This window comes from Dyella sp. 2RAB6, assembly GCF_052115385.1.
Lineage (GTDB): Bacteria > Pseudomonadota > Gammaproteobacteria > Xanthomonadales > Rhodanobacteraceae > Dyella_D.
In genome coordinates, this window is record NZ_JBFRGP010000002.1 from 474,283 (window position 1) to 500,826 (window position 26,544).

Here is a 26,544-nt window from a genome sequence, read left to right on the forward strand (position 1 = left end):
ACCACCCATCGGCTGACACTCTCTCTGAGTTGAAATGCCGGCTCTGTGCTGCACGCGCAGAGCCGGGACGCATCCTGCGACCTCCACCGTCGGCGCCAGGCCGCTACTACCAAAGCATGGATGTCTCCTGATCCAAGCGCGCCCCACGCTCGGCGGACCGCGGCCGCGCCGTAATGACGAAGGTCGAAGCGACATAAGGCGGAAGCAATGGGCTCAGGTGGCCTCGAAGCTCATCCGCATCCACGGACTGGCCAGGTCCGGTGATGACATACGACACCAGCTGCTTGCGTCCGGGCTCGTCCTCCCGCAGCACGCTTGCCGCGTGCGCGATCGCGGGATGCGCACACAGCAGCGTGTCGACCCGGTCGATGTCGATGGCGGAATCCGTGCCCGGTGTCGAGCGCTCGGCGGGTGCGCACAGCAGCAACGAACCGTCCGTCGACCAGGATGCAAGATCCCCGGTCCGATACAGGCGGCGGCCATCGGCGAACGGGTGGGCGATGAAGCTGCCAGCGACCAGCGCGGGCGAACCTGCGTGATGATTTTCGATGCAGTCTCCATCGAGATACAGCGCCCCTGTCACTCCCGCCGGTACTGGCTGGAGCGTGCCGTCGAGGATGTAGGCGCGAACCCTTTCCGCGTGGAGGCCTGCCGGCAGCGACGCGCCGGGAACCGCGCGCGTGGTGGCCGACCATTCGCCAAGGATGCGGGCGATTTCCTCGTCGTCGAGCAGGCTGCGCGTGCCCACGGGCGCGTCCGGAGCCTCGGCCATCGACTTCAGGATATCGGCATAGCAATCCGCGTAGCGCTGCAGCGTGGCGTGGTCGTAGAGATGGCTATGGCCGGTGACCGACGCGGTGATTCCGTTTGCCTCGCGCTGGAAATCCATGCCCAGCGGGAAGGCCGAATGCCCCTCGCCGCTGCCCACGTCGAGTTTCTTGCCCAATTCATTCAGCTGGTCGTAAACGTGGAAGTGGATGTAGTTGAAGATGACGCCTATCCCGTTCTTCAGGCCGCTGTCGCCCAGGATCGTCGGCAACGGATAGCGTCGATGGGGGAACAGGCGGCTCTCCGCCTCCATGACGTCGCGGATCAGGCCTCGCCAACTGCCGCTGCCGATGCGCATGCGCAAGAACACCGCATTGAGGAACAGGCCGATCAGCTTTTCGGCATCGACTGCCTCGGGGCGGCCATGACTGACGATCGCCGTCGCCACGTCACGGCTGCCGGTCAGCGCGCTCAACCCGGCCATGTGGGCGGCCAGCAGGACCGTCTTGAGCGGAACCTGGCTTTGCTGGGCCAGATCGACCAGGCCCTCGAAGGTCCGGTTCGAAATCCGCATGAAGGCGTAGTCTTCCGGCTGCGCGTGGCGCGCGCCTGCGCGCGTCGGCGAAACGCTGCGCTGCGGTTCCACCGGCCGATATCCGGCCAGCATGTCGCGCCAGAAGCGCTGCGTAGCCTCGGATGCGATCGCCTGCTGCTCCAGCGCGATGTAGTCGCGATATTTGATGGACAAAGGCACGGCGGGCAGCGCGCGTTGCTCGAGCCTGGCCTGGTAGCGCTGCATGAATTCGGTCACCAGGCTGGCATCGCTCCACCCGTCCAGGACGGCGTGATTGAAGCTGAGGGTAAAGCGGAACTCCAGGTCGGTCATGCGATGCACGAAGAGGCGCAGCAGGGGAGGCAGATGGACATCGAAGGGGCTTCGCGCCTCCTCCCCGCACCAGCGGTCGAACGCCGCCTCCCGCTCCGCTGCGTCCAGGCCGCGCAAGTCGTCGACGACCAGCGGCACGCGGGCGGATCGATGCACCAGCTGCAAGGGCACGCTGTAGCGATCGAAGTCGTAGCTGGTGCGTAGCACCTCATGGCGCAGGCTCAGCTCATCGAGCACGCCACGCATCATCGTCTCGTCGAAAGGCAGCTGCATCGATGCGCAGAAGACCACGTGATACAGGGACGAAGCGGTGTCGTAGCGGTTGTAGAACACCATGCCCGCCTGCACCTGGCTGAGCGGGTAAGCGTCCTCGACGTGTTCGGGAACGAGCTGGCGATCCGCCGCGGAAATGAGTTCGAAAGCCTCGACGGGGCGCGCCCGCCCGCCCACCGAGAAGGTGGCGATCGCCGCCAGCCTGGCGACGCTTTGATGATCGAAAAGATGCGCCAGATCGAACGCGACGCCGGCGTTCTGCGCGCGCGCCTTGAGCTGTATCGCCAGGATCGAATCCCCGCCCAGATCGAAGAAGCTTTCGTCCATGCCGACCTGTTCCAGGCCCAGGATATCGGCGAACAGCCGCGCCAGCAGAAGCTCTTGCGCGGTGCGCGGCTCGCGCCGTCCGGCCGGGACGAAATCCGGCGCGGGCAACGACTTCTGATCGAGCTTGCCGTTGTGCGTGAGTGGCAACGCCTCGAGCAGCACGATCGCGACCGGCACCATGTATTCGGGCAACCGCTCGCCGAGCTGGCGGCGCAGCGCGGCAGGATCGGGAGCCTGGCCCGGAGCGGCTACCACATAGCCGACCAGACGCTTGTGCCCGGGCTGGTCTTCGCGCGCAACGACCACCGCCTGGGCCACGCCGGCCTGCTCGCGCAACGCGGCCTCGATTTCGCCCGGCTCGATCCGAAAACCCCGGATCTTGACCTGTTGGTCGATGCGGCCGACGAACACGAGCTGGCCGTCGGCGCGCCAACGCACCAGATCGCCGGTGCGGTACAGGCGGCTGCCCGGCGGGCCATAGGGGTCGGCCACGAAGCGCTCGGCCGTCAATGCGGAACGTTGCAGGTAGCCGCGCGCCAGTCCCGAGCCGGCAAGGTAGAGCTCTCCGGGCACGCCGATCGGAACCAGGCGCAGCCCGCGATCCAGGACATAGGCGCGGGTGTTGTCCATCGGAGCGCCGATGGGCACGCCGTCGTCGGCCCGCCAGAGCGGCGGCAGCGGATGGCAGCTCGCGAACGTCGTGGTCTCGGTCGGACCGTAGACGTGCACGACCGTTGCCTGCGGGCAGGCCTCCATCACTTTCCGGAAGGCTTGTGGCGATGCCGCCTCGCCACCGCTCCACAGGGTGCGCACGCCGGCCAGGCAGTCCGGCATGTCGGCGATAAGGCGAAACAGCGCGGTGGTCAGGAACAGCGCGGTGACCTGTCCGTCCACGATGGTTCGCGCCAACGCGTCGATATCGGTCTTGCCGGGCGGGGCGATCACGATCTGGCGCCCGCCCAGCAAAGGCACCCAGATTTCGTAGGTGGAGGCGTCGAAGACCTGCGGCGAGTGCAGCAGCACGCGCTGTTGGCGCTCGTCTTGCCAGCGTCGGTCCAGGGCCAGATCCAGCACGTTGCGATGCGTGACCGCGATGCCCTTGGGCAAGCCGGTCGAGCCGGAGGTATACATCGCATAGGCCAGATGCGCCGGTTGCAAGGTGTGCCGGGGCGCGGTCGACGGCTGCTGCGCGATCGCTTCGGCGTCTTCCTCCAGCACCACCAGCGCACCCCAGTGCGCGGGCAGTCGATCGACCAGCCCCGCCTGCGTGATCAGCACCGGCGACATGCTCTCGCCCAGCATCTGCGCCAGCCGCTCGGCCGGGTAATCCGGATCCAGCGGCAAATAGGCGGCGCCCGCCTTGACGATGGCCAGGGTGGCCGTCAGCAGTTCGGGCGAACGCTCCAGGCACAAGCCCACCAGGACATCCGGTCCTGCGCCCAGCGACTGCAAGTGGTGCGCGAGGCGATTGGCGTTCGCGTCGAGTTCGCCATACGTCACGGTCCGGTCGCCGGCCCGCATCGCGACGGCATCGGGCATGCGCATGGCGACGGCGGTAAATGCATCGGCCAGATTGTCCGCGGGCACGGAGTGCGCCGTCGCGTTCCAGTTTTCCAGCACATGCCGGCGCTCGGATGCCTCGAGCAGGTCGATCCTGTCCAGCGGCAGATCCGGTTGCCCGGTCGCTTCCGACAGCAGCCGCAGAAACCTGTCGACCAGACGTTGCGCGGTGTCCGGCTCATACAGGTCGAGCGCGTATTCCAGATCGCAGCTCAGCCCCGCGGGTGCGCCGCCGGCGTCGAGTTCTTCGGCGAAGCCGAAACCCAGGTCGTACTTGGCGACGGCCACGTGCATGAAATCGAAGCTCAACTGCAAGTCCGCGAAATCGTCCGCCACGGAGGCATTGTTGTTGAGCACCAGCGCGACCTGGAACAAAGGATGCGCACCCTGGGTACGCAGCGGATTGACGACCTCGACGACGCGTTCGAAGGGCAGCGCCTGGTGGGAAAATGCGGCCAGATCAACACTGCGCGCGCGGCGAATCAGTTCGCGGAAACTCGGATTGCCCGAGGTGTCCGTGCGCAGTACCAGCAGGTTGACGAACAGGCCGACCATCGCCTCCATCGCTTCGTCGTCGCGACCGGCGACGGAAGTCCCGATCGGCAGATCCTCACCCGCGCCATGCAAGGACAGCAGCGCCGCCACCGCCGCGTGAAGCGCCATGAACAAGCTGGCCTGGGTTTCGCGGGCCAGCTCGCGCAGACGGCGGTGCACCGCCGCGGGAACCCTGAAGACGACGCTCGCCCCGCGGTGGCTGGCATGCGCGGGACGCGGCCGATCGGCGGCGATCGTCAACTGTTCCGGCAGGCCGGCCAGGACCGATGTCCAATAGGCGATCTGGCGCGCCACGCTGCTGTCCGGATCGCGCTCCTCGTTCATCCATTCGCGTTGCCACAGGCTGTAATCCGCATACTGCACCGGAAGCGGTTCCCAAGCCGGCGCCTGGCCGCGGCAGCGCGCCGCGTAGGCAGTCGCCAGGTCGCCGGTGAGCGGCGCCAGCGAACTGCCATCGCTGGCGATGTGATGCAACAACAGCAACAGGACGTGCTCGTCCGGCCCCAGCCGGAACAAGGTGGCGCGGATGGGAATTTCCGCCGCCAGATCGAAGACGTGCTCGGCCGCCTGCCGCTGCGCGGCTTCCAGTGCGCCGGCATCGACTTCGCGCAGCTCGAACGGAACCCGAGCCTGCCCGGCTTCGCACACGATCTGCCGGCCCACGCCCTCGACGTCGGCGAACACGGTGCGCAGGCTTTCATGCCGGTTCGCCACGTCGTCCAGCGCCGCCTGCAGCGCGTCTGCGTGCAGCACGCCGCGCAGCCGCAGCAGCAGCGGCACATTGAACAAGGTGTTCGGGCCTTGCAGTTGCTGCAAGAACCAGAGCCGTTGCTGGGCGTAGGACAGGGGGATCATGAGGGGGATTCCGTGGCGCGCATGGGGCGCAGCGGCGCACGTGCAGGGCGGTGTGCCGCCGCCATCCGCGCGGCCAGTTCGGCGACCGTCGGCGCGTCGAAGATATCGGCCAGCGGGACCTCGGCATTCATGACGCTGCGGATGCGGGAGATCAGGCGCGCCGCCAGCAGGGAGTGGCCGCCCAGTTCGAAAAAGCTGTCGTCCACGCCGACCTGGTTCAGGCCAAGCACTTCGGCGAACAGGCCCGCCAGGGCCTGTTCCTGCGGCGTGCGCGGCGCGCGCACCTGGGTGCGGTCGAAATCCGGCGCAGGCAAGGCCCGATGATCGAGCTTGCCATTGGCGGTGAGCGGCAGCGCGGGCAGCGGCACGATCGCCGCCGGCACCATGTAGACGGGCAGGCGCTCGCCGAGCACCCGGCGCAAGGCGGCGGGGTCCAGCGTCCGCTCTGGCGCGCCGACGATGTAGGCCACCAATTGCTTTTGTCCGGGCCGATCCTCACGCACGACCACCGCCGCCTGCCGCACGCCAGGCTGGGCAAGCAGGGCCGCTTCGATCTCTACCGGCTCGATGCGAAAACCGCGCAGTTTCACTTGACGGTCCGCGCGTCCGACGAAGTCCAGCGTGCCGTCCGCGCGCCAGCGCACCAGGTCGCCGGTGCGGTACAGGCGCTCGCCGGCGTGGAAGGGATCCGCCACGAAGCGCTCCGCGGTCAGCGCGGGACGCGACAGATAGCCACGGGCCAGGCCGGATCCGCCGAGGTACAACTCGCCCACCTGGCCGACCGACGCCAGTTGCAAGGCGCTATCGAGCACGTAGGCCCGCATGTTGTCTATCGGAACGCCGATGGGCAGGCTTCCGGCCGGTTGCGATCCGGCGCGCATGGGGTGCAGGGTGGCGAAAGTCGTCGTTTCGGTTGGACCATAGGCATTGCACATGGTCAGTTGCGGACACGCTGCCAGCAGCTTGGCGACGTGCGGTGGCGACAACACTTCGCCTCCGGAGATGACCCGCCGCAGGCCACCGAAGGACTCCACGTGATCGTCGACCATCAGGTGGAACAAGCCCGCCGTGACCCATAGATCGGTGACTCCGCCTTCCACGACGGCACGCGCCAACTCCCGGGCGCCGATCTTGCCGCGCGGAGCGACCACGATCCGCCAGCCGCGCAGCAGCGGCACCCAGATCTCGAAGGTGGACGCGTCGAACGCCAACGGCGCGTGCAGCAGCAGGCGTCGTTCGTCGCTCTCCTGCCAACGGTGATCGAACGCCAGGTCGACCACGTTGCGATGCGTGACCACGATGCCCTTGGGTGCGCCGGTGGATCCCGATGTATAGGTGGCGTAAGCCAGATGCTCGGCCTGCAACCCGTGCGCCGGCGCCACTTCCGGTTGCGCATCGATTTCCGCCCCTTGTTCCTCCAGCACCAGCAACACGCCCCAGTGCACCGGAAGCCGATCGCGAAGCGCTGCCTCGGTGAGCACGATCGGCGCCATGCTTTCGTTGAGTATGGCGGCGAGCCGTTCGGCGGGATGTTCCGGGTCCAGCGACAGATAGGCGCCGCCCGCCTTGAGGATGGCGAGCATGGCCACCAGCAGGTCCAGCGAACGCTCCATGCACAGGCCTACCAGTACGTCCGGGCCGACGCCCAGGCCTTGTAGATAGTGCGCGAGCTGGTTGGCGCGGCGATCGAGTTGGCCGTAGTTGAGCGTGCGCTCGCCGTCGGAAGCGACAACGGCATCCGGATGGCGCGCCGCTTGCGCCGCGAACAGATCGGGCAGGGGGCCGGGCGGCATGGATCGAGCGGTGCCATTCCACTGGTTCAGCAAGCGCTCGCGTTCTTCTTCGCCGAGCAGGTCGACACGACTCAAGGGCAGGTCCGGCCGCTTCGTCACCGTTGCGATCAGGCGCGCCAGTTTTTCGGCGAAGCCGTCGATCGTGGCGCGATCGTAGAGATCGACCATGTATTCGATGTTGCATGAAAGCCCATTCCTGATTCCGTGCGGATCGGACTGCTCGACGAATTCAAACGTCAGGTCGTACTTGGCCGTGCCCAGGGGCAGGAATTCCGTGCGCACGGCCAGATCCGGCATCGAAACGCTGGCGTTGCGGTTGTTCTGCAGCACCATCGCCACCTGGAACAAGGGATGCTGCGACGACTGGCGCAACGGATTGACCATGTTGACCAGGCGTTCGAACGGCACCTCCTGGTGCGAATAGATCGCCAGGTCGGTTTCGCGCACGCGGTCGAGCAGTTGATGGAAGGAGGGGTCGCCGGAAGTATCGGTGCGCAATACCAGCAGGTTGACGAAGAAACCCACCAGGTTGTTCAAGGCCTCGTCGTGGCGCCCGGCGACCGAAGTGCCGATGGGCAGATCGGTCCCGCCTCCCAGCTTGGTCATGAGCGCGGCGACCAGCGCGTGCAAGACCATGAACAGGCTGCAGCGGTGCTGGCTCGCCAACTCGTGCAGGTCGCGCAGCACCTTGTGGCCGAAGTCGACCTCGATGCTGTCGCCGGCGTGCACCGTCTTGGCTGGGCGCGGGCGATCCGTCGCCAAGCCAACTTGCTCGGGAAGCCCGACCAGGTTGTCTTTCCAGAACGCCAGCTGCCGCGCGATGTCGCTGTCGGGATCGGATTCCTGCGCCATCCATTCCTGCTGCCACAGCGAGTAGTCGGCGTACTGCACCGGCAACGGCAGGTAATCCGGCGCTTCGCGCTGACGGCGGGCGGCGTAGGCGACGCTCAAGTCGTCCACCAGGGGTGCCCAGGACCAGCCGTCGCTGGCGATGTGCTGGACCAGCAGCACCAGCGTGTGGCGGCGAGGCGCCAACCGGAACAGCGCGGCGCGTAACGGAATATCCCGGGTCAGGTCAAACCGGTATTCGGAGAATGCCCTTGCCGATTGCGCCAGCGCTTCCTCGGAAGCATCGATCCGCTCGAAGGTCAGTTCGACCGCGGCGGGGTCGAGCACGATCTGCTCACCCACGCCGTTCGCTTCACGGAAGATGGTGCGCAGGGTCTCGTGCCGGACCACCACGTCCCGCACGGCCGCCTGCAAGGCGTCCGCGTCCAGCTCGCCTTCCAGGTGCAACGCCAATGGCACATTGAAGGTGGTGCTGGGGCCCTCGAGCTTGTGCAGGAACCATAAGCGTTGCTGAGCCAGAGACATGGGGATCATTGGGCGGACTCGCGTGGTTGCATGCGGCGCAAGCGCAGGCGGGTGGAATGGCGCGCATGGGCCAGCTGCCCGGCCAGCGCAGATAGGGTAGGAGCCTCGAACAGGGTGCGGATCGGAACATCCACGTTGAGCGCGTCGCGCATACGGCTCGCGAGCTGGATCGCGAGCAGCGAATTGCCGCCGAGCTCGAAAAAGTGATCGCTTCGTCCGACTTGCCAGACCCCCAGCAGGCTCTCCCACAGCTCCGCCAGCAGCTGCTCGACCGCGCCTTGCGGCGGTTCGTAGGCGCGGCGCAGCACGGCGGCGCCGGTCGGCGCAGGCAAGGCCTGGCGATCGAGCTTGCCGTTGGCGCTAAGTGGCAGCTCGGCCAGAACGACGATCGCGCCGGGCAGCATGAAGGCGGGCAGATGTTCGCCGAGACGTTCCCGCAGCGCAGCCACGTAACCGCGATGGTCCTGCATGGCGCCAGGGTCGTGGCAGAGCGACGAGCCGGCCGCGATGGCCGGCGCGAGATACAGGCTGTCGAGCGCGTTGCCGGGTGCATCGGACACAGGCAGGAACACGGCATCGAAATGTTGGCCGGTGCGGTCCGGCGACCAGGTAGTGGCAACCTGGCAGCCGAGCTCGGCGCCGAGCACCCTCAAGTCCTCGGGGTCGACGGCAGGCGCTAACGCGTCTTCGCGCCCGCCCCAAACCCGGCGCGAGATCTCGAACTCGTCCGTCAGCCGGGCGTTGACGATGGCGCTCACCCGCAGACCTTCAGCACGAGCGGCCAGCAAGCGTTGACGCAACGAGGCCACCGTATCGACATCGCGACCCCACGCCAGGCTGGGCAGCGCGGCGGCGGAACGCACGCCTGTGCCGTGCTTGTGCAGCACTACGTCGTAGCGATAGCGCGTCATTTCGTTGCGCGCGCGCCCCCGCTTGAGCTGGATGTCGACACCGGCCAGATCTTCGATTTGTTGCGGCAGCGCCGAGAAATAGCCGGGATCGACCAGCATTTCGTTTTCCAGCCGCATTTCCTCTTCGGCCACGTGGCGAATGGCGCGTGAATCGCCACCGCCGGCCCGGTGCCAGGCGACGGACGTGGCGAAGCAGCGCATGAGGCGGAAATCCGGCACGTCGCCGATCAACACGCGCCCGCCAGGCGCCAGCAGCGTCGCGCACTGCCGCAGCACCGCAGTCAGGTAGCCGGCGCCGGGAAAATACTGCACGACCGAATTGATGACGATGGTGTCAAAGCCGCCATCCGGTATGTCGCCGATCTCATGCGCGGGCTGGCAACGCAGCTCCACGCGCTCCCGCAACTGCGGATTGCCCGCCACCCTCGCTTTCAGGGAGTCGATGACCGGCAGCGAAAAATCCGTACCGCAATAGAAGGCGCAATGCGGCGCCACTTTCCACAGGATCAGGCCGGTGCCGACGCCGATCTCCAATAGCCGCCGCGGGCGCAGGTCCAGGATCTTGCCGACGATCGCATCGCGCCATTCGCGCATCTCGTCCAGAGGGATGGGAGCGCCGTCGTAGCTGCTGTCCCAGCCCCCGAAATCCTCATCATCCGCCAGCTCCGCGTGCTGGCTGTACAGGCCGTCGTGCAATACCTGCCACTGTTCAACCTGCTGCGCCTCGTAGCTCGCGTCCCGCGTCGCCTCCTGCTGCCCATGCTTGGGCACGACGTAGCCGACCAGTTGCCGATGGCCGATACGATCCTCGCGCATCAGCACGGCCGCCTGCGCTACGGTGGCGTCGCGCCGCAGCCAGGCTTCGATCTCTTCGAGCTCGATGCGCAAGCCATTGAGCTTGACCTGCTGATCGGCGCGGCCGACGAAGCACAACGAGCCATCCGCCAGCTGCCGCGCGATATCGCCGGTCCGATACATGCGGCTGCCCGGCGCGCCGAACGGGTCGGGATGAAAGCGGGCCGCCGTCAAACCAGGGCGATGCAGGTAGCCGCGCGCCAGGCCCGGGCCAGCCAGATACAGCTCGCCTTCGTCGCCTTCCGGCACACGCCGCAGGGCGGCATCGAGAACATACGCAGCCGCGCCGGACACGGGACTTCCGATCGGCACAGCGGCGTTCGCCTCGGTACCGATCGGCGCTGAAATCAACGCATCGACGGTAGCCTCGGTCGGTCCATAGCAATTGATCAGGCGATGCATGCGAGCCCACTGGGCCGCAAGCGCCGCAGGGCACGCTTCACCGCCCACGACCAAGGTCTCCACGCCCGGAAGATCGCCAGGCGCCATCAACGCCAGCAGACTCGGCGGCAAGGCCAGATGGGTGATGCGCTGCCGCTCGCACAGCGCTGCCAGGTTCGCGCCAGGGAGCAGCTCATCGGACGGAGCCAGCACCAGGCGCGCGCCGGCCGCGAGCGCCATGGCGATCTCAGCGAACGAGGCGTCGAAGGATAGCGACGCAAACTGCAGTACGCAGCTTTCCGGTTCGATGCGCAGCCGCTCGCGGTAGGTGGCCACCAGCGCGGCGATGCCGGCATGGGTCGTCACTACGCCCTTGGGTTCACCCGTCGAGCCCGAGGTGTAGATCACATAGGCGGCGCGTTGCGCGGCGTTCGCGTCGTGCGCGGCCCCGATCCGGCTGGGTGGCAGCGCCTCGATCTCGGCCCGAATGTCCGCATCGTCCAGCATATAGGCGGGCAGGGCGGGCGGCTTCTTCAGAACCGTCTCCCGGAAACCGAGCACGCAAGCGGGAGCCGCGTCTTCAAGCATGTAGATCAGTCGCTGCTCGGGATAATCCAGATCCAGCGGCAAATAAGCAGCGCCGATCTTGTGCGTCGCCAGAATCGCCACGATCGCTTCGAACGATCGCGGCAGCGCTACGGCGACGATATCCTCCGGTCGAATGCCTTTTGCGGACAACCACGCGGCCAGTCGGTTGGCGCGCGCATCCAACTCGCCATAGCTCAAGCGGGCCTCGCCAAAGACCAGCGCCATGGCATTCGGGGTCAGCTCGGCCTGCCGCTCGAACAGCCCGGCAAAACTGACGTTGCGAAAGCCCTGTTGCGGGGCCCTCGGCACGTCAATGTAAGCGCCATCGAGCGAGAACCCTTCCATGGCCCATGAACCTCTGGTCGCCCTTGAACGGGCATGTTTGGTTCAATCGGTATGCCGGCGTGTTGCTGGTGCCGGCGTCCAGTTGCGTTTCCCTAGCCGATCGGATGCTCCATCGCTGCGACAAGGCTCTTGGGACGCATATCGGTCCAGCTTCGGTCTACATAGTCCATGCAGGCTGTTCTCGCCTCCGGCCCGAAAGCCGTAGTCCAGCCCGCCGGAATTGCCGCAAAGTCGGGCCAAAGCGAATGCTGGCCTTCGTCGTTGACGAGCACCAGAAAGGTGCCCTTGTCGTCATCGAATGGGTTGCTCATGAAATCCTTCTCCCGCACCAGTTTCCGCGATCAACTTCAAAAACGCTGTTAACAGCGTGACGAAAATATGAAATCGGTAGGCGCTTCCCCACCTCGGATACGCTCGAGGTATAGCGATCCAATATCCGCCGACAAGATGTAGCTGTCAATCGATACGCCGAATTAAAGAGACCGCTGATAAGAAGCTGCATGCCGCGTAGGATTTTCTAACAGGAAAAACAGACTTTCCTATCTTTGATTCCTCAAACATGGGTTTGAAACGTCATGGGGAGCAGGGCAGTAGCGCATTGAGGCGGGCGACTTGCACAACAGTGCGTTTGAACTGGGTGATGCGCAGTTTCATTGTTTTCCAGTCGCGCATTGCGACCTGTGCATCAGTCGATTTGGCGTGATGTTTTTCGCCGACGCGTTGACTGACCTCCACCAACCAATGCTTTATGGCCCAAACGTCGACGCCGCGAGGCTGACGGAACTCTCCAGCGATTGCGCGCCTTGCTCGAAACGCACTTGACCCCGGATGGCGTGCTGTTCGATTCGCGCGCCTGGATAGTCACGGCGCACAAGGCAGCGCAGTCTCAGCCTGTTCCTTTGCCGCCGTCAGCGCGGCAATCGCGACTTGCAGCCGTGCGGGCACGACCGTCGCCGTCGCCCAAAGCAGATGGATGTCGTGATGGCGAGCAGGCAGGTCGGGCAAGAGCCGTAGGAGCCGTCCCGTTCCGAGCGCGTCCTCTATCAGCCAGTCGGGTAGCCAGGCGATTCCCCGTCCGGAGACTGCAGCGTCCAGGAGGATGCCAAGATCGGCGGCGCGGGTGCGCGAAGGCGGCTCGATCAGTTGCATGCGTCCGTCCTCGCCGGGGAAGGCCCAGGGCTCACTCCACCCATCGCGATGGTAGACGAGCGCGTCGTATCGGCCGAGTTCGTCCAGCGAGCTGGGCATGCCCAGCCGCTCTAGCAGCGACGGCGCTGCGCACAGCACCGTCGCATGCCGGCCGACGACGCGGGACGACAGGCCCACCGTGGTGCCGATTGAGCCGCTCCTGATCGCCAGGTCGAATCCTTCCTCCACCAGGGATACGCGACGGTCCCGCAAATCAAGCTCGATCGTCAGCTCTGGATACTCGTCGGCGAGACGCAGCAGCAGCGGCGCGACCTTCAGCCGACCGTAGAGCACGGGCATTGTCACCCGGAGCACGCCGTGGACACTCCGGCGCCCTGCCTCCAGCAGGGCGGCGCCTTCGCGCAGCTCCGCCGTGGCCCTGACACAACGGGCGAGGAAGGCGCGCCCCTCATCGGTCAACAACTGCGCGCGCGTAGTGCGATTGAAGAGCCGGACCCCGAGCCGCGCCTCGATGCGCGCGATCGCCTTGCCAACCGCCGAGCGCGAAAGGTGTAGCTGCCGTCCTGCAGCCGAAAAGCTTCCAGCCTCGGCAGCGGCGACGAAGGCCGGAACGTCGTTGAACAGGTCGATCATAATTGTATCTTCATGCGCTACATTAAGGCGAAATAATATCGCGTTGTCGCCACTTGGGAAGCGATCGACGCGCGAATACTATTTCGGGAAAGGAGATCCGCATGTATCCACTTCACTTAGCTTTGTGTTTGACGGCTGCGCTGGCCGCCGCTGGCGCCTTCGTGGCCGCTCCCGCAGCCGCCCAGAGCAGCCCGAACGAGAACGCCGTGCCGGAGACCGCGGCACTGTCCGCGCAGGTGGGCGCCTGGACGGTGGTCGACACGTTCTGGGCGCACCCGGGCTCGGCGCCGAGCCTCAGCAGCGGGCTCATCGCCGACCGGCGCATGGTGGGCAGTCTGCTGGAAGAGACGTTGCACGCCGAGGACTCCAGGCAGCCTCTCCGCATCGACTATCTCAGCTACGACGCGGTAGCGGGACAGTGGCGCTACGTTTCGATCGAGGCGCGAGTTCCCGTCGCACCGATGTCGGCATCGAGTTTCACGCGCGATCCGGCAGACCGCATCACCCTGCGCTTCGAACCCTTCGCAGCACCGCCGATCGCGCCTGGCTGGTCCGGGCGGTTGCTCCGCATGGAGCAAGTCATCACTCGCGACGGTCCCGACCACGAGACGAAGGATCAGTTTTTCATCCTGGCGGATGGAACCGCCACACGTTGGCTCGCGCATCGGTACGACTACCGGCGCCGGCGTTGAAGAGAATTCAAGGAGATGAAGGCATTCCAGATTACCGCCGACCACGGGCTCTGCAGCCCGACCGGGGATGACCGGTCGATGAGTCCGCTGCGAAACCAAGCTCGTCGAACTCATTACCACCAACACGCTCCCAATCCGCGAAGTGTTTAATGGTCCAACTCGACGAATGCGACTGAACAGGCCGCGGAACCCGAACGAATGCATCCAGCGCAAACGGCGCGCTCGTTCCGGTTCGAAGTGGTCATGTGCCTTTGCATCGACGTGGTTATTCATATCGACTACCGGGTAACTTAGATTCCACGCACCTCATTCCACCCACGCAACGACGCGCAAGGATTGCCATATGCATCGCAATGCCAAAGCCGGTGTTCGCGCGTTCGCCTTGGCCCTGCTATGCGGCGCGGCGGGCTCAACGCTTGCGAAGGATGCGACAGCGAACCCGTTGCCGCCGGGCTATTCGCTTGCTGGCACCGGCGACAGGCATGACTTCGATTTTCTCGCTGGCGCCTGGACCACCCATCAGCGTCGCCTTAAGACACGCGGCGAAGGCAGTACCGAATGGGGCGACGCGCCATCCAATGTCCATTGCGCAAGGCAGTACCTGGATGGCCTGACGACGGTGGAAGAAAGCTACTCGCCGACGAAATCGGTCACCGGGCTTTTTCTTTACCTGTTCGATCTGCAGAAGCGCCAGTGGTCCCTGTACTGGATTGATCCTAAAAGCGGCAATCCGGGGTCGCCTCTGGTTGGCGGTTTTGCCGGAGATCATGGCGCGTTCTACGGGCAGGACGTGGATGGCGGACGCCCGGTAAAGGTGCGCTACGCCTGGAGCAAGGTCGACAACGACCATGCGCGCTGGGAACAGGCATTCTCTTTTGACGGTCGTACCTGGGAGACAAACTGGATCTCCGAATTCACGCGCGCGAATCCGGTCGAGGTCTGCACGAGGAAATAGCCGTCTGATGGCATCGCTTGATGCCGCTGGCAGCGAGCGGTGCCGTGTCGATTGCGACTCGTGACCAGCTCTTGGAGATGGCTGCCACTAGCGGGTAAAAACCAAGGCCAGAGGATTAGCCCATGCTGTCGAAGATGGGCAGGCCATTATTCGTGCTGCCTCGACTCAGTTACAGCGCATCCAGTTTTCGCGGATCAATCACCACATGCTTGATCCGCTGCCGCTTCCACGTATAGACGACATGGACCAGGTCGTCGCGGGTCTGAATGACCGCCGGGTAAGAGAACTCGGCACCCGGCGTGTTCTCCAGATCGAGCACCTTGCGCCAGTGCTCTCCATCGCTGGAGATCGCCACCGATAGCTGGCCGCGGCCATCCCACCACTGCGCCCCATGCAGGGTGGGGTTGTAGACGATCAGCAAACGGCCGTCGGCGAGCACCACCGCGTCGATACCCGAGTTGGGATTGGGCAGATCCAGCAGCCGCAACGGGGACCAGCTGCGGCCGCCATCGCGCGACCAGGTGCTGAAGATCCGGTTCTGCTTGCTGCGTCCGATGGCTTGCAGGGCTCCATCGCGGTGGATCAGCAGCGACGGCTGGATCGCCTCGATGGATTGCGCACCCATCGGTGGCGCAACGAGCTGCCAGCTGGCGCCATCGTCAGTGGAGCGCTCGAAGTGCACGGCCCAGTGCTCGCCCTCCGTGCTGGACGGGCTGACGATGGTTCCGTCGGCCAGTTGCACCGGCTTGTTCTTGATCGGTCCGAGCACACCATCGGGAAGCCGCCGGGGCGCCGACCAATGCAGGCCGTCGTCACTGGCGGTCTTGAGCATGCCCCACCAGTGCTGCGGATCGGGGCCCACTTTGTAGAAGAGCATCAGCTTGCCGGTGTTGCCGCGGAACAACACCGGATTCCAGCTGGGAAGGCGCGTCCCATCCGCCTGCACGCCATTGGCGACTTCGACCGGCGCAGACCACGGTCCGGCTGCTTGCCGCGATAGCCAGATACCGACGCTCGGATCACGCTCCTGCTTACCGCCAAACCACGCGACGACCAGTCCGGAAGGCGTCTCCACCAAGGTCGCCGCATGACTTTGCGGTGTTGCCTGGATGGCGCCGACGAATTCACTCGTGCGGATGGCCGCCGGCGAGGGCAGGGCAGTGGCTGGCAGGGGCGCCAAGAACAGCAAGGCCGCCACGCCGCCCAAGGCCAGGCTGGCCCGTAGCATTCGCTTGCTTGTCATCAGGAACTCGACTTGAAAGAGCGCGGAAAAATCAGTCTCGCATGCCGCGGACCCATGCGCGACCTGCCACGCTTCTCGATAACGTCCATGTCCAATCGGCCATCTGACTTTCCAGGAATCGAAACCACCCCATGCCCGGGCATGCCGAATCGAATATGCGCCGGCACTGGTAACCGACGACGTCCATCTTCTGGAGCAGGCGGCATGGGATGCGCATCAGTTGCCGCGAACCTTCCGCAAGGCGAACAAGGCGCTCCCGTGCGCGGGAAGTTCGATATCCAGGCTGCCTGCTGCAGCCGAACGCCGTCCGCTCCACACCTCGCGACCCTCGTACCTGCCCGACTCCAGCCCCAGCTCGCTCCAGGTCGCATGCAGCGCGAAAGGCCGCTCGCCCGGATTGAACACGGCCACGTAGCGCTCGCCATCGCGGCCGCTGGCCACCCACGCGCGAAGTCGCTCGAGGCGCTTGGGCAGATGTTCGACCGGATGGTTGTCGTGGCTGTCCTGATCGATCGCAATGACCTCCTTGTTGGTGATCAATGCCCTGGTCGCCTCGTCCAGCATCGTGAGATTGGCGCCCAGGATGAGCGGCGCACGCGCCATGGCGAGCAAGCCCAGCAGGGTGCGCTGCTCGTCCAGGCTCAGGCGCGACCGGCGAGCTTCGCCCCAGCCCGGATGCGGGGCCAGCATGCCGAAGGGCAGCATGTCGGCATCGGGCCAGCGGCCATCGCGAGCCTGGCCGGCCCAGGCCGGCAGGCGCTCGAAGACGTCGCGCACGCCCATGGGGAAATCGTCATTGGGATGCTCGTGCGTGAACGACCAGCCATCCCACACATCGTTGGAAATGCGCCACATCTGTCCGAACTGCCGAATTTCCGCGGCATGTGACAGCTGAGTCGGGCCAGGAGACAGGCTGAGCACGATCGGACGGCCGGACTTGCTGATCGCCGCCGCGATCTGACGGATCTCGCTGATCTTGTAAGGATGGTCGGCAATGCAGTCGACCTTGAGGAAATCCACACCCCAATCGGCGTACAAGGCCAGCATGGCATCGTAGTAGGCCTGCCCGGCAGGCGTATCCCGCACACCGTAGTTGCTGTCGTCCCAGGGGCAAGTGTCTGTGGTGTCGGCCGCATCGTTCGCCCGAAAGGCGGAATCGGCGATGGGCAGCTTGTCCGCCACGGCCTGCTTCGGGATGCCGCGCACGATATGGATACCGAACTTCAGCCCTTGCGCATGCACCCAGTCGGCCAGCGGCTTGAAGCCTTGCCCATGAGCCGCGGAGGGGAAGCGGTTGAGCGCGGGAACCAGCAGGCCATTGGCATCCAGTGCGTAGTCCCGCTGCTGCAATGTGTTGGCGAGGGGATGGCGCATGTACCAGCCCTGGTCGATCACCGCATAGGTCCAGCCGTAGGCGCGCATCGTGGCGAGCGTGGCCGCGTTGGCCTTGAAATCCGCCTCGCCGATGGTCAGCCCGTAGGCATCCCAGCTGTTCCAGCCCATAGGCGGGACAGGACTGACTTCCTTTGCCGGCAGGGTGCCCGACATCGCAAGCAAGCAAATCAGCAGCGCGGCGCGCATGGTGTTCCGCATGAGGTTCGCTTCCATCATTCCCGGCATCTGCCTCATGAAACGCCAGGTCGCCGTTTGTTGCATTACGCAAAACGGCATTTGCCGTTATGAAATCTGCAAGCCGGTCATCCGGGCATCCCGTGCCGACGAAGGCCGGAGGATTTCACCATCGAAGCAGAGAACCCACGATGAGCGGATCATCCCACCAGCAGCAGGAGTGCGCGCACAAGCTGGGTAACTTCGCTTCGGTTTCTGGGGTCAATGGTGAAAATGGGGGCCGCAGCTCCCGCCTCGAGTACCGCTTGATGAAGATCGCTGAGCGAAAAAAACGGCGAAAGATCTGTCTTGGTCACGCCAATCACGAACTGAAGATCGGGGAAAAGCCGCTTCAATCGCTCGACTTGATGGGCGCCATCGCCCGCAATATCGGGTGACGAGCCATCCAGGAGAAGGATCACACCCATGGCGCCTGGACCAATCACGGCGCTCATGAAGTTGAATTGTTCTTGTCCAGGCAGGCCGTAAAGATGAAGTGTTTCCTGGTCATCCAGGCGGATGCTGCTGTAATCGAACGCAACGGTGGTGGTGACTTTGCCGCCGGCGACGGCATCGCTCCAAGGCACATCGGTAGAGATCGGCGCGGTGTCCGATATGGCACGGATCGCCGTGGTCTTTCCCGCCCCGACCGGGCCCGCGAAGAGCAGCTTGATGCTGTTGTCAGGCCCGCATGTGACCATGGCCGAATCTCATTCCAAAGTGGCGGGCAACGCGCTGAAAGATCGACGTGGACGATTGGCCGGTCAAGCAACTGTTCGAATCCGGGGTAGTGAGCTCGTCCGAACTGAGAGCACCTCCAGCGAGCGTTGCCCAGCAAAAAGCATTGACTCCGGCCACTTCGATATTTGCGTGCTGTGCAAGGCCGCGCACTGTCCAAGCCGAGCGATTGAGTAGCGCCGCCAGCCGCAGGGCGCTCACGTCATCAGGGATGCCTCCGAGATCGGGCCAACGCCGCAGCTTGAACGCACGGTGGTCCAGGACGGGAAGTTGGTTCTGGAAGCGACGACAGGCGGCGACAAAGAAACTGTCAAGACTACGGGAGACGTGCCAGCTTTCGTCTTCCCTTGCCGACTCCAGGGAGTTGGCTGAAGACCACCCGGGATTCAGCAATCGAGCCTCGGCAGCGAGCAGGTCGCTGACGGTACGAGCATGAATTCGGCTTGCCTGCAGGCGAATGATCACCGCAACCTGACCAGACTTCGCAAGGAAATCCTTGCTTCTTCCCGTCTCGCCAACGCAGACATCGAGCAGCCCGGTGGCGGTCGCCGGTTCCGTGCTGGCGAGGGGAAGGAGGGCATTTCGAAGTGCCTTCGCGATGACGACCACGGAGGCTTGATAATCCAACGCAGCCACTCCCGGTGCCGTGCCTTCGGTTTCCCTGGTGCCGAAACTGAGGACGCGGAAGGACTTCCGCCTGGCTACTTCATAAGCCAGGCGCCCATAGCCATTTTGCATGTCCACGACCAGTACGTCACATGCATGCCCGCGCCACGGCTGCATCTCCGCCTCCAGTTGATCGGCGGCCAGAAGTCTGCAAGCCAATGAAATTCGCCGTTCCAGTTCGCGGGGCATGCCGGCGACATGTACTTGAACCTGCATGGAACTTCCTCAGCGCTTGCTGATGGGGCGGTCTTCAGGAGAAGTCGAGCGTCTTCTCGAACGATTTGAAGTGGTGCCTGGACATGGCCAGGTTCGCGCGACGGCGATCCATGATCACGTAGAGAAAAACATTCTTGTTCGTCTCGAGGGGGCGAATGAGGTGGTACTGATCTTCCAGGCTGATGAGAATGTCTTCGATGGCGCTATGGATATGCAGCGCCGCGGCGACCTTCCGCTTGGCCCGGAGTACCTCAGAATTTCCCGCGGCCGCCAAATCAAGGTCGATGCTTCCCTGGCTATCGCCAGCCATCAGCATGCCGCTGTCGGAATCGACGAGAGCGCTGGCGATGTATCCGTCGAGGTTCTTGAGCGAATCGAGCGAAAAATTGTTCATACGGTTCCCCTCTGGGTCATGTTCAAGTGGGTGGATGCAGGTGCCGCCGCCCCGTTTCTTCCGCGGGCGCGTTCAACGAGGCCGCGACCCGCTCAGCCACGTCCAATGTCAGCCTCCTGGCCCGGGCCAGAAGGACTTGTGCCCGCATGCCGATGGCCAGTGCAAGCGGATGCTTAGCCGCAGGAATGTGTGCGATGACGCAGGTGTACTCACTCATGGTGAGCGATACGGATTGGCAGCTTCCGCCATCAAACTCTTGCGAAAGCGACTCGCAGATCGCAATGATCGAGGAGGTCATGGCCGCCAGGCGGCTGGGGTCGATCTGCGCATGCGCACGATGGCTTACCACGCGCGCATCCTTCGTCGAGATGACCGCAAAACCGATGTCAGGATTGCCGGCGCACAATTCAGCAAGAACGCTTTCACAGATCGCGTGTGGCGATCCATTTCGTGGCGTTTGAGGTTCCAAGTTAGCGGAGGGGCCGTTCATAATGGTGCGCAAGCGGGCGAGTGTGATCACCGTGCCATGGCTGCGCGCGCGATGAGTGTGTGAGGCGCGCAAGGAGGCGCTTGCGGCGTTTGCCGCAGAGTCAATGATGACCCCGGGGGTTGTTGGGTGAATATGGCCGTCAGGGACTTTGATCGGTCAGTTGAGGCCGGCCTGGCGACCGCCGTCAGCCCATGCGGCCGATAAGCCGTCCGCACATGCCCCTTCCCGCCTGCGGCAGGGAAGGGGCATGCTTCGCTCAGTTCGGCACTTTGCCGTAGATGACGCCGCGGGCTTCGCCCGGCCCGATATACACCGTGCCGTAGCTCCTCGGATCGCCGACCACGAGGGCGACGCCATCCCACTGGTGAAGTGCGTCGTTGATCTGCACCCAGGTCGCGCCGGCGTTGACGGAGCGGAACACCCCGATGACGCCGTTGACGGTGCCGGCCAGATACACCGTGGGGTAGTGCGATCCGGTCACCGCCTTGCCGAAGCCGACCGAGGTCGCGGACTTCACCGCGGCGGCATCGACGCGTGCCCAGCTGGTGCCGTAGTTGGTGCTGCGATACAGGCCCGAGGGCGCGGCGATCCAGACGTCGCCCGCCTTGGCTTCGCCGGGAACGCCGGTCACCGCGGCTGCCTGGCTGCTGAGCCACGACGGTACGGCAGGTAGTCCCGTGTTGCTGGATGCATGCCAGCTCACGCCCTTGTCGGTGCTGCTGTAAAAGTTGCCATCGGCGCTGTGCCAGGCATAGAACACGTTGGAGCTGGCGCCATCGGAAAGCATCTGCACGCCGACCGGAAGCGACGGCAATCCGCTGCCGCTCGCCCGGGTCCAGCTTGCACCGCCATCGTTTGAAACCACCGGAGCGACGTCGCTCGGAGCCCACGCGATGGTCTTGCCGTCACCGGAAATGGCGGCGGTGCCACCGCCATTGGAGGAACCTGCCTGGTTGGGGAATCCGGTCCAGGTAGATCCGCCGTCATGGGAGATGGAGCCGTACGAGGTGAGGTTGCTGTTGCCGTGCTGGATGATGCGCACGATCGTCGAGGGCGAATTCTTGGCGAAGTCCAGCCCGGTGCCGATGCTGTCGCCGCAAGTGGGGTTATTGGGCTGCGCCAGCGGCGCCGCCGTCAGGCTGGTGTGCACGAAACCGCAGACGTCGCCGAGGCCGCTGAGCAGATGCGGGCCGGAGGTGGGCGACAGCAAGGTGACCACGGCCGTTTCCTCCAGACCGCTGGCGCCGATCGACCAGTGCGTCGGCTTGCCCGCGTCGGCGCTGGTCAGGTCGAAGGTGGTCCAGATGACGCCACCGGTGCCGTACATGGCATGCGCCGGGTTGAAGGGATCGAGCGTCACCTGGCCCCAGTTGCCGAAACCTGCTTGCTTCTGGCCCGGTTCGACCTGCCAGGGCGCTACGCTGGCGTCGCGAATCGCATACGTTCCGGAGGCCGGCGTGTTGCCGTCCCAGGTGGCGCCGCCCACGTCGATCCAGCTGTTGCCGCCGTCGGTGCTGCGGTACATGGTGTCCATCGGCCACCAATGATCCATGGTCATCACCACCAGCGTGCCGGGATGCGAAGGATCGACCGACAGGCCGCTGTAGCCGGAAGCGTAGTTGAACCGGTCGACCGGTGTGATGTTGGTCCAGGTGTGATGCACGGTGTCGTACTTCCATACCGCGCCGGAGGTCATGCCGCCGGGGCCGATGGCATACGTGTAGTTGCCGTTGCTGTCGGTGCCGTTGCCATAGGTGACGTAGAGATTGCCGTCCGGTCCGAGCTGACCACGCTGTGGCAGCTGGTTGGCGGGGCCGCCGGACACGGGGTTCCAGGTAACGCCCGCATCGGTGCTCACATAGAGCGTGATGCCGCTGCTTGCCCCGGCGCGCGTCGACACGCCTGCGTAGATGGTCCTGGTCGGTGTCCCGGCGGCTTCACCCGCGGGTGCGAAGGCGACGAATGCCACGCCGACACCGGTGCCATCGTTGGTCAGCGCGGTGAAGCCGCTTACTTGCGACCACGTCGCCCCCTTGTCCTTGCTGGTCCACAAGCCGTTCTGTCCGGCAACCTGCACGGGAACGTTGGAGTTGGCGGTGCTGTAAACGGCGTTGGACGTGCCGTAAAAAAGCACCGAGCCATCATTCGGATCGACCTGCAGGCGTTCGCCGGCATTGCGCCCGTCTTCATTGCCGCCGACCCGGAAGCTCAGCGGGTGGGCGGTGAAGCTCTTGCCCTGGTCGGTTGATACCAGCACGGCGCCATTGGCGGCCCAGGTCTTGACGTACAGGCCCGCCATCATGAAGAGCATGTTGGGATCATGCGGATCGACGGCGATGCTCTCGATGCCGGTCCAGGACTGATTGGACGGCGCCGTCGAATCATTCAGCGCAATCCATGTGCTGGATGTCGAATCGAGGCGATAGGCGCCACCCACGTCGGTGCGCGCGTAGAACAGGCCCTGTTGTCCAGGGTGCGCGACGATGCCGTCGACATAGCCGCCGGCGACGATGCGCACATTGTTCCAGGTGTAAGGAACCTGTGCGGTCTGCGCGGAAAGCATCGCTGCATGCGGCAGCGAAAGCATGGCAGCGGCGCCACAGGTCAGCCCCCGGGCGATGGCTCGGTGTAAGCGCTTGTTCATTACCCCTCCAGATATGTGTCAGATCAGGCCGCACCGTGCGTCGCAGGAATTTGCCGCCGGCGGATCGAATGGTTGCGCCGGCGCAATCGCGATGAGGATGTTCGATGCGCGCTCGTTCGAGCGATCAACAATGTACTTCGAAATGTTTCCGGAACATCGCGCGTCGGACTCGATCGCGCGGTCCGTTCTGACATTCGTGATGCGCGGCACACAGTGCACTTGCGTGACGCTGACGAGATTTTCGATCACTAGTCATTTCGGGCCAAATTCGCGCTCTGGCTCACCATTTGAAAAATTCGCGCGCATGCATCGTCGCGCGATCAAGTACTTTTTAATGCACAGAAACACCGCATTTTGCTGCGACGCCTGAAGCGGGCAGCGAGCGTGCGACCGACTGATTCCGCAGGGGGAATCGCCACTGTCAACCGCGTCGATGCGAGCCGTCGGCGCGCGCTGCGCGCTGGCCGCCTCGTCTGCGGGAAGGGCACTCATTTCTCGCAGGGCATTCTCATGAAGCATGCAGCAACGCGCATCATCGCCTCGTCCATGGTTATCGCCAGCCCGTTCGGCTTCATCAACACGGCGCTCGCCAACTGCACCAGCCCGGGCGGATCGAACGCGACGGTAAGCTGCGACAGCACCGCGCCCAATCCTTATGCCACGCAGATCGGTGCCGGCAGCAGCGAAACCACCATCACTACCATCGACGTGCAGAACGGCGCCACCATCAATGCGGGCGCCACGCAGAACGCCATCAGCCTGGGCGACGATGTGCTGATCACGCTCCACGGCGGCGCGCTGGTCACCAACAGCCCGAGCGGCGGCAGCGGCAATGGTGGCTACAACCTCGGCTACAACACGGTCGAGTTCCGCAACAACGGCAGCCTGGTCGTCAACGCCAATGCGCAGCTGACCCAGACCGGCAGCGCCGCCGCCAAGGCGGTCAACGCGGTCGGCTACGGCAATAGCATCACCAACTACGGCACGATCAGTTCACAGGGGGCGCCGGCGGTCTGGTTCCAGGATCAGGTGACGCAGTCCGGCGCGGTCAATACCGTGGACAACTACGGCGCCATCCAGACCGGCGCGAACGGCGGCAACGCCAGCGCGATCGGCAATGCCGGCAACGGCGATGTGGCCGTGTTCAATCGCAGCGGCGCCGTGGTGACCGGCAATATCGCCTTCGCCGGCGGCAACAACGAAGTGACGCTGTATACCGGATCCAGCGTCACCGGCACGATCGATGGCGGCAGCGGCAGCAGCAGCCTGACGCTGGCGGGCGCGGATACCGGCACCCAGCAAGGCGCGCTGCTCAACTTCAGTTCGCTCACCAAGGTGGACAGCGGAACCTGGACACTCGCCGGCGACATGAAGAACGCCGGCGCGAATCCCAATGCGCAGCTAGGCATTTATGTGCAGGAGGGCACCCTGGTGCTGGCCTCCGACAACGCGGCCTTCAGCGGCTCGGTCGCGGTGTACGGCGATGCCACCTTGCAGCTGGGCCATGGCGGCGCGGCCGGCGGCATCAGCAGCGACATCGCCAATGACGGCACGGTGGCATTCGATCGCACCGGCACCTACGCGTTCTCCGGCAGCATTTCCGGCGCGGGCAGCGTGCAGCAGCTCGGCGGCGGCACGGTGATCCTCAATGCCGATAACCCCTATACCGGCAACACTCTGGTGAACGCAGGCACGCTGGCGGTGGGCGACAGCAGCCACCCGGGCGCGGCACTGAGCGGCGGCGGCACCATCACCGTGGCCTCCGGCGCGACGTTGGCCGGTTACGGCAGCGTAAGCGGCACCGTAAGCAATGGCGGCACCATCGCGGCGGCCGACGCGCTGGCGGCGCTGGGCAGCGGCAAGGGCGGCTTTACCGTCAATGGCGCGTTGAACAACAACGGCCTGGTGCAGTTGGGCGGCAGCGGTACCGGCAACCGGCTGGTGGCATCCAGTTACACCGGCGGTCCGGGCAGTGTGGTGGCGCTCAATACTTATCTTGGCGGTGACGGCTCCGCGTCGGATCAGTTGGTCATCAATGGCGGCGCCGCCACCGGCAGCACGGCGCTGCGCATCACCAATGCGGGCGGCCCCGGCGCGCTGACCTCGGCCAATGGCATCCAGGTAGTGGATGCGATCAACGGCGGCACCACGACCGCCAACGCCTTCACGCTGGCGAGCACTGTCGCCGCGGGCCCCTACGAGTATTCGCTCTATCGAGGCAGTACCGATGGCAGCAGTGCGCAGAACTGGTACTTGCGCTCGCAACTCGATTGTTCGCTGATGCCGCAGGCGCCTGCGTGTGCGGCACCTGCGCCAGCTCCAGCTCCAGCTCCAGCACCAGCACCAGCGCCTGCTCCTGCGCCTGCGCCTGCTCCTGCGCCTGCGCCAGCTCCAGCGCCAGCGCCAGCTCCTGCGCCAGCGCCAGCACCAGCTCCTGCGCCAGCACCTGCTCCTGCTCCTGCTCCTGCGCCAGCTCCTGCACCTGCGCCTGCGCCAGCACCAGCACCAGCACCTGCTCCTGCACCTGCACCGGCTCCAGCTCCAGCACCGCCACCGCCATCTCCTTCCACCAACTCGGGCGCGTCGCCGGGCCAGTCTGCGGTGCCGCTCTACCGCCAGGAGGTGTCGCTCTATGCCGCCGTCCCGTCGATGGCGTTGTCGTACGAACTGCAACTGGTGGACAACCTGCGGGAGCGCGTCGGCCAGGATGTCGCCCCCGATGATGGGGGCGGCTGGATACGCGTCATCGCGCAGCACGACACCCGCGATGGCGGCGCGGCCGGCATCTATGGCGGCAAGGGGCCTGACTACAGCGACGACATGCATGCCCTGCAGGCGGGCATGGACCTGTATCGCGATGAGCAGGGCGGCAGCGGCGACGTTGCCGGCGTCTATGTCGCGCTCGGCCAGATCACCGGCGACGTCAAGAACTTCAACGGCATCACCGCCGGCCGCGACCGCCTGCAGAACTACACGCTCGGCGGCTACTGGACCCATCGGGATCCATCGGGCTGGTACACCGATGCGGTAGTGCAGGGCAGCAGCTACAAGGTCAGGGCCAGCTCCACCCGCATGGCGCCGCTGAAAACCGAGGGTCGCGGCCTCGCCGCCTCGCTCGAAAGCGGCTACCGCTTGCGGTTGCACGATGGCTGGGTGTTCGAGCCGCAGGCGCAGCTGGTCTATCGCAATGCATCCTTCAACGACGCCGCCGACGCAGCATCCAGCGTGTACTTCAAGCATGCCGGCGCGCTCGCTGGCCGCGTCGGCAGCGAAGTCGACAAGAGCTGGTCGATCGGCGGCACGCCGGCGCATCCCAGGGCCTTGACTGCCTGGCTGCGCGCCGATCTATGGCGCGAATTCAGCGGCGATACGCAAGTGGCCTTCTCGACACCCACGGCGCCGATGAGTTTCCGCACCGACCTGAAGCGCTCATGGGTGAGCCTGCGCGCCGGCGTGAGCGCGCAACTGACGCGCAACGTTTTCGTGTATGCGAGTGCCGGGCATGACTTCGGCGTCAATGATCACGGCAAGGGTTATAGCGGCAAGGCGGGACTGCGCATCGACTGGTGACGACTTCGGGCCGGCGTGGATTTTCGTCGGCACCGATATCGATTCGGATATCTACGGATGCCGATTCCTTATCGC

At 65.0% G+C, this 26,544-nt stretch carries 16 protein-coding genes; 3 read left to right on the forward strand and 13 right to left on the reverse strand.

What is annotated here, in order from left to right; genetic code table 11:
• Positions 1-106: 106 nt before the first annotated feature.
• From AB4083_RS05735 to AB4083_RS05755, 5 genes are all read right to left on the reverse strand, one after another.
• The gene (locus AB4083_RS05735) at positions 107-5,224 is read right to left on the reverse strand and encodes an amino acid adenylation domain-containing protein (protein ID WP_441606793.1); all 5,118 of its coding nucleotides are present in this window, start codon (positions 5,222-5,224) and stop codon (positions 107-109) included.
• Entirely contained in the window at positions 5,221-8,391 is a 3,171-nt protein-coding gene (locus tag AB4083_RS05740; RefSeq protein ID WP_441606794.1) for a non-ribosomal peptide synthetase, read from the reverse strand. The genes AB4083_RS05735 and AB4083_RS05740 overlap by 4 nt, the downstream gene beginning before the upstream one ends.
• Positions 8,392-8,396: 5 nt before the next feature.
• The gene (locus AB4083_RS05745) at positions 8,397-11,471 is read right to left on the reverse strand and encodes an amino acid adenylation domain-containing protein (RefSeq protein WP_441606795.1); all 3,075 of its coding nucleotides are present in this window, start codon (positions 11,469-11,471) and stop codon (positions 8,397-8,399) included.
• Between the two features lie 92 nt (positions 11,472-11,563).
• Positions 11,564-11,782: an MbtH family protein gene (locus AB4083_RS05750; RefSeq protein WP_441606796.1), complete on the reverse strand. Its 219-nt coding sequence runs from the start codon at positions 11,780-11,782 to the stop codon at positions 11,564-11,566.
• 550 nt (positions 11,783-12,332) lie between these two features.
• Positions 12,333-13,253 carry a LysR family transcriptional regulator gene (locus tag AB4083_RS05755; RefSeq protein ID WP_441606797.1) on the reverse strand — a complete coding sequence of 307 codons (921 nt, stop codon included), beginning with the start codon at positions 13,251-13,253 and terminating at the stop codon, positions 12,333-12,335.
• Between the two features lie 101 nt (positions 13,254-13,354).
• On the opposite strand from AB4083_RS05755, the gene AB4083_RS05760 reads away from it, so the two are divergent.
• Complete coding sequence (locus AB4083_RS05760) at positions 13,355-13,945, forward strand: hypothetical protein (RefSeq protein ID WP_441606798.1); 591 nt, start codon at positions 13,355-13,357, stop codon at positions 13,943-13,945.
• Between the two features lie 343 nt (positions 13,946-14,288).
• Positions 14,289-14,900, forward strand: coding sequence for a hypothetical protein (locus AB4083_RS05765; RefSeq protein ID WP_441606799.1), 612 nt, complete (start codon positions 14,289-14,291; stop codon positions 14,898-14,900).
• A gap of 169 nt (positions 14,901-15,069) precedes the next feature.
• On the opposite strand, the gene AB4083_RS05770 is transcribed toward AB4083_RS05765, so the two are convergent.
• From AB4083_RS05770 to AB4083_RS05805, 8 genes are all read right to left on the reverse strand, one after another.
• Positions 15,070-16,143, reverse strand: coding sequence for a sialidase family protein (locus tag AB4083_RS05770; RefSeq protein WP_441606800.1), 1,074 nt, complete (start codon positions 16,141-16,143; stop codon positions 15,070-15,072).
• Positions 16,144-16,359: 216 nt separating this feature from the next.
• A complete protein-coding gene (locus AB4083_RS05775; RefSeq protein ID WP_441606801.1) occupies positions 16,360-17,736 on the reverse strand; it encodes a glycoside hydrolase family 27 protein in 1,377 nt (458 codons plus the stop codon).
• 176 nt (positions 17,737-17,912) lie between these two features.
• Positions 17,913-18,452: a GTP-binding protein gene (locus tag AB4083_RS05780; RefSeq protein ID WP_441606802.1), complete on the reverse strand. Its 540-nt coding sequence runs from the start codon at positions 18,450-18,452 to the stop codon at positions 17,913-17,915.
• Positions 18,433-19,371, reverse strand: a complete 939-nt coding sequence (locus AB4083_RS05785; RefSeq protein ID WP_441606803.1) for a hypothetical protein — start codon at positions 19,369-19,371, stop codon at positions 18,433-18,435. The genes AB4083_RS05780 and AB4083_RS05785 overlap by 20 nt, the downstream gene beginning before the upstream one ends.
• A gap of 34 nt (positions 19,372-19,405) precedes the next feature.
• On the reverse strand, positions 19,406-19,765 hold the full coding sequence (locus AB4083_RS05790; protein WP_441606804.1) for a roadblock/LC7 domain-containing protein: 360 nt from the start codon (positions 19,763-19,765) through the stop codon (positions 19,406-19,408).
• A gap of 22 nt (positions 19,766-19,787) precedes the next feature.
• On the reverse strand, positions 19,788-20,327 hold the full coding sequence (locus AB4083_RS05795; protein WP_441606805.1) for a roadblock/LC7 domain-containing protein: 540 nt from the start codon (positions 20,325-20,327) through the stop codon (positions 19,788-19,790).
• A 184-nt stretch (positions 20,328-20,511) separates the two neighbouring features.
• Entirely contained in the window at positions 20,512-22,842 is a 2,331-nt protein-coding gene (locus AB4083_RS05800; RefSeq protein ID WP_441606806.1) for a hypothetical protein, read from the reverse strand.
• Positions 22,843-22,917: 75 nt separating this feature from the next.
• Positions 22,918-23,148 carry a hypothetical protein gene (locus AB4083_RS05805; RefSeq protein ID WP_441606807.1) on the reverse strand — a complete coding sequence of 77 codons (231 nt, stop codon included), beginning with the start codon at positions 23,146-23,148 and terminating at the stop codon, positions 22,918-22,920.
• A 261-nt stretch (positions 23,149-23,409) separates the two neighbouring features.
• Here AB4083_RS05805 and AB4083_RS05810 point away from each other — a divergent pair, with 261 nt between their 5' ends.
• Positions 23,410-26,469 (forward strand): autotransporter family protein, encoded by a 3,060-nt coding sequence (locus tag AB4083_RS05810; protein ID WP_441606808.1) that lies wholly within the window; start codon positions 23,410-23,412, stop codon positions 26,467-26,469.
• Positions 26,470-26,544: the final 75 nt, after the last annotated feature.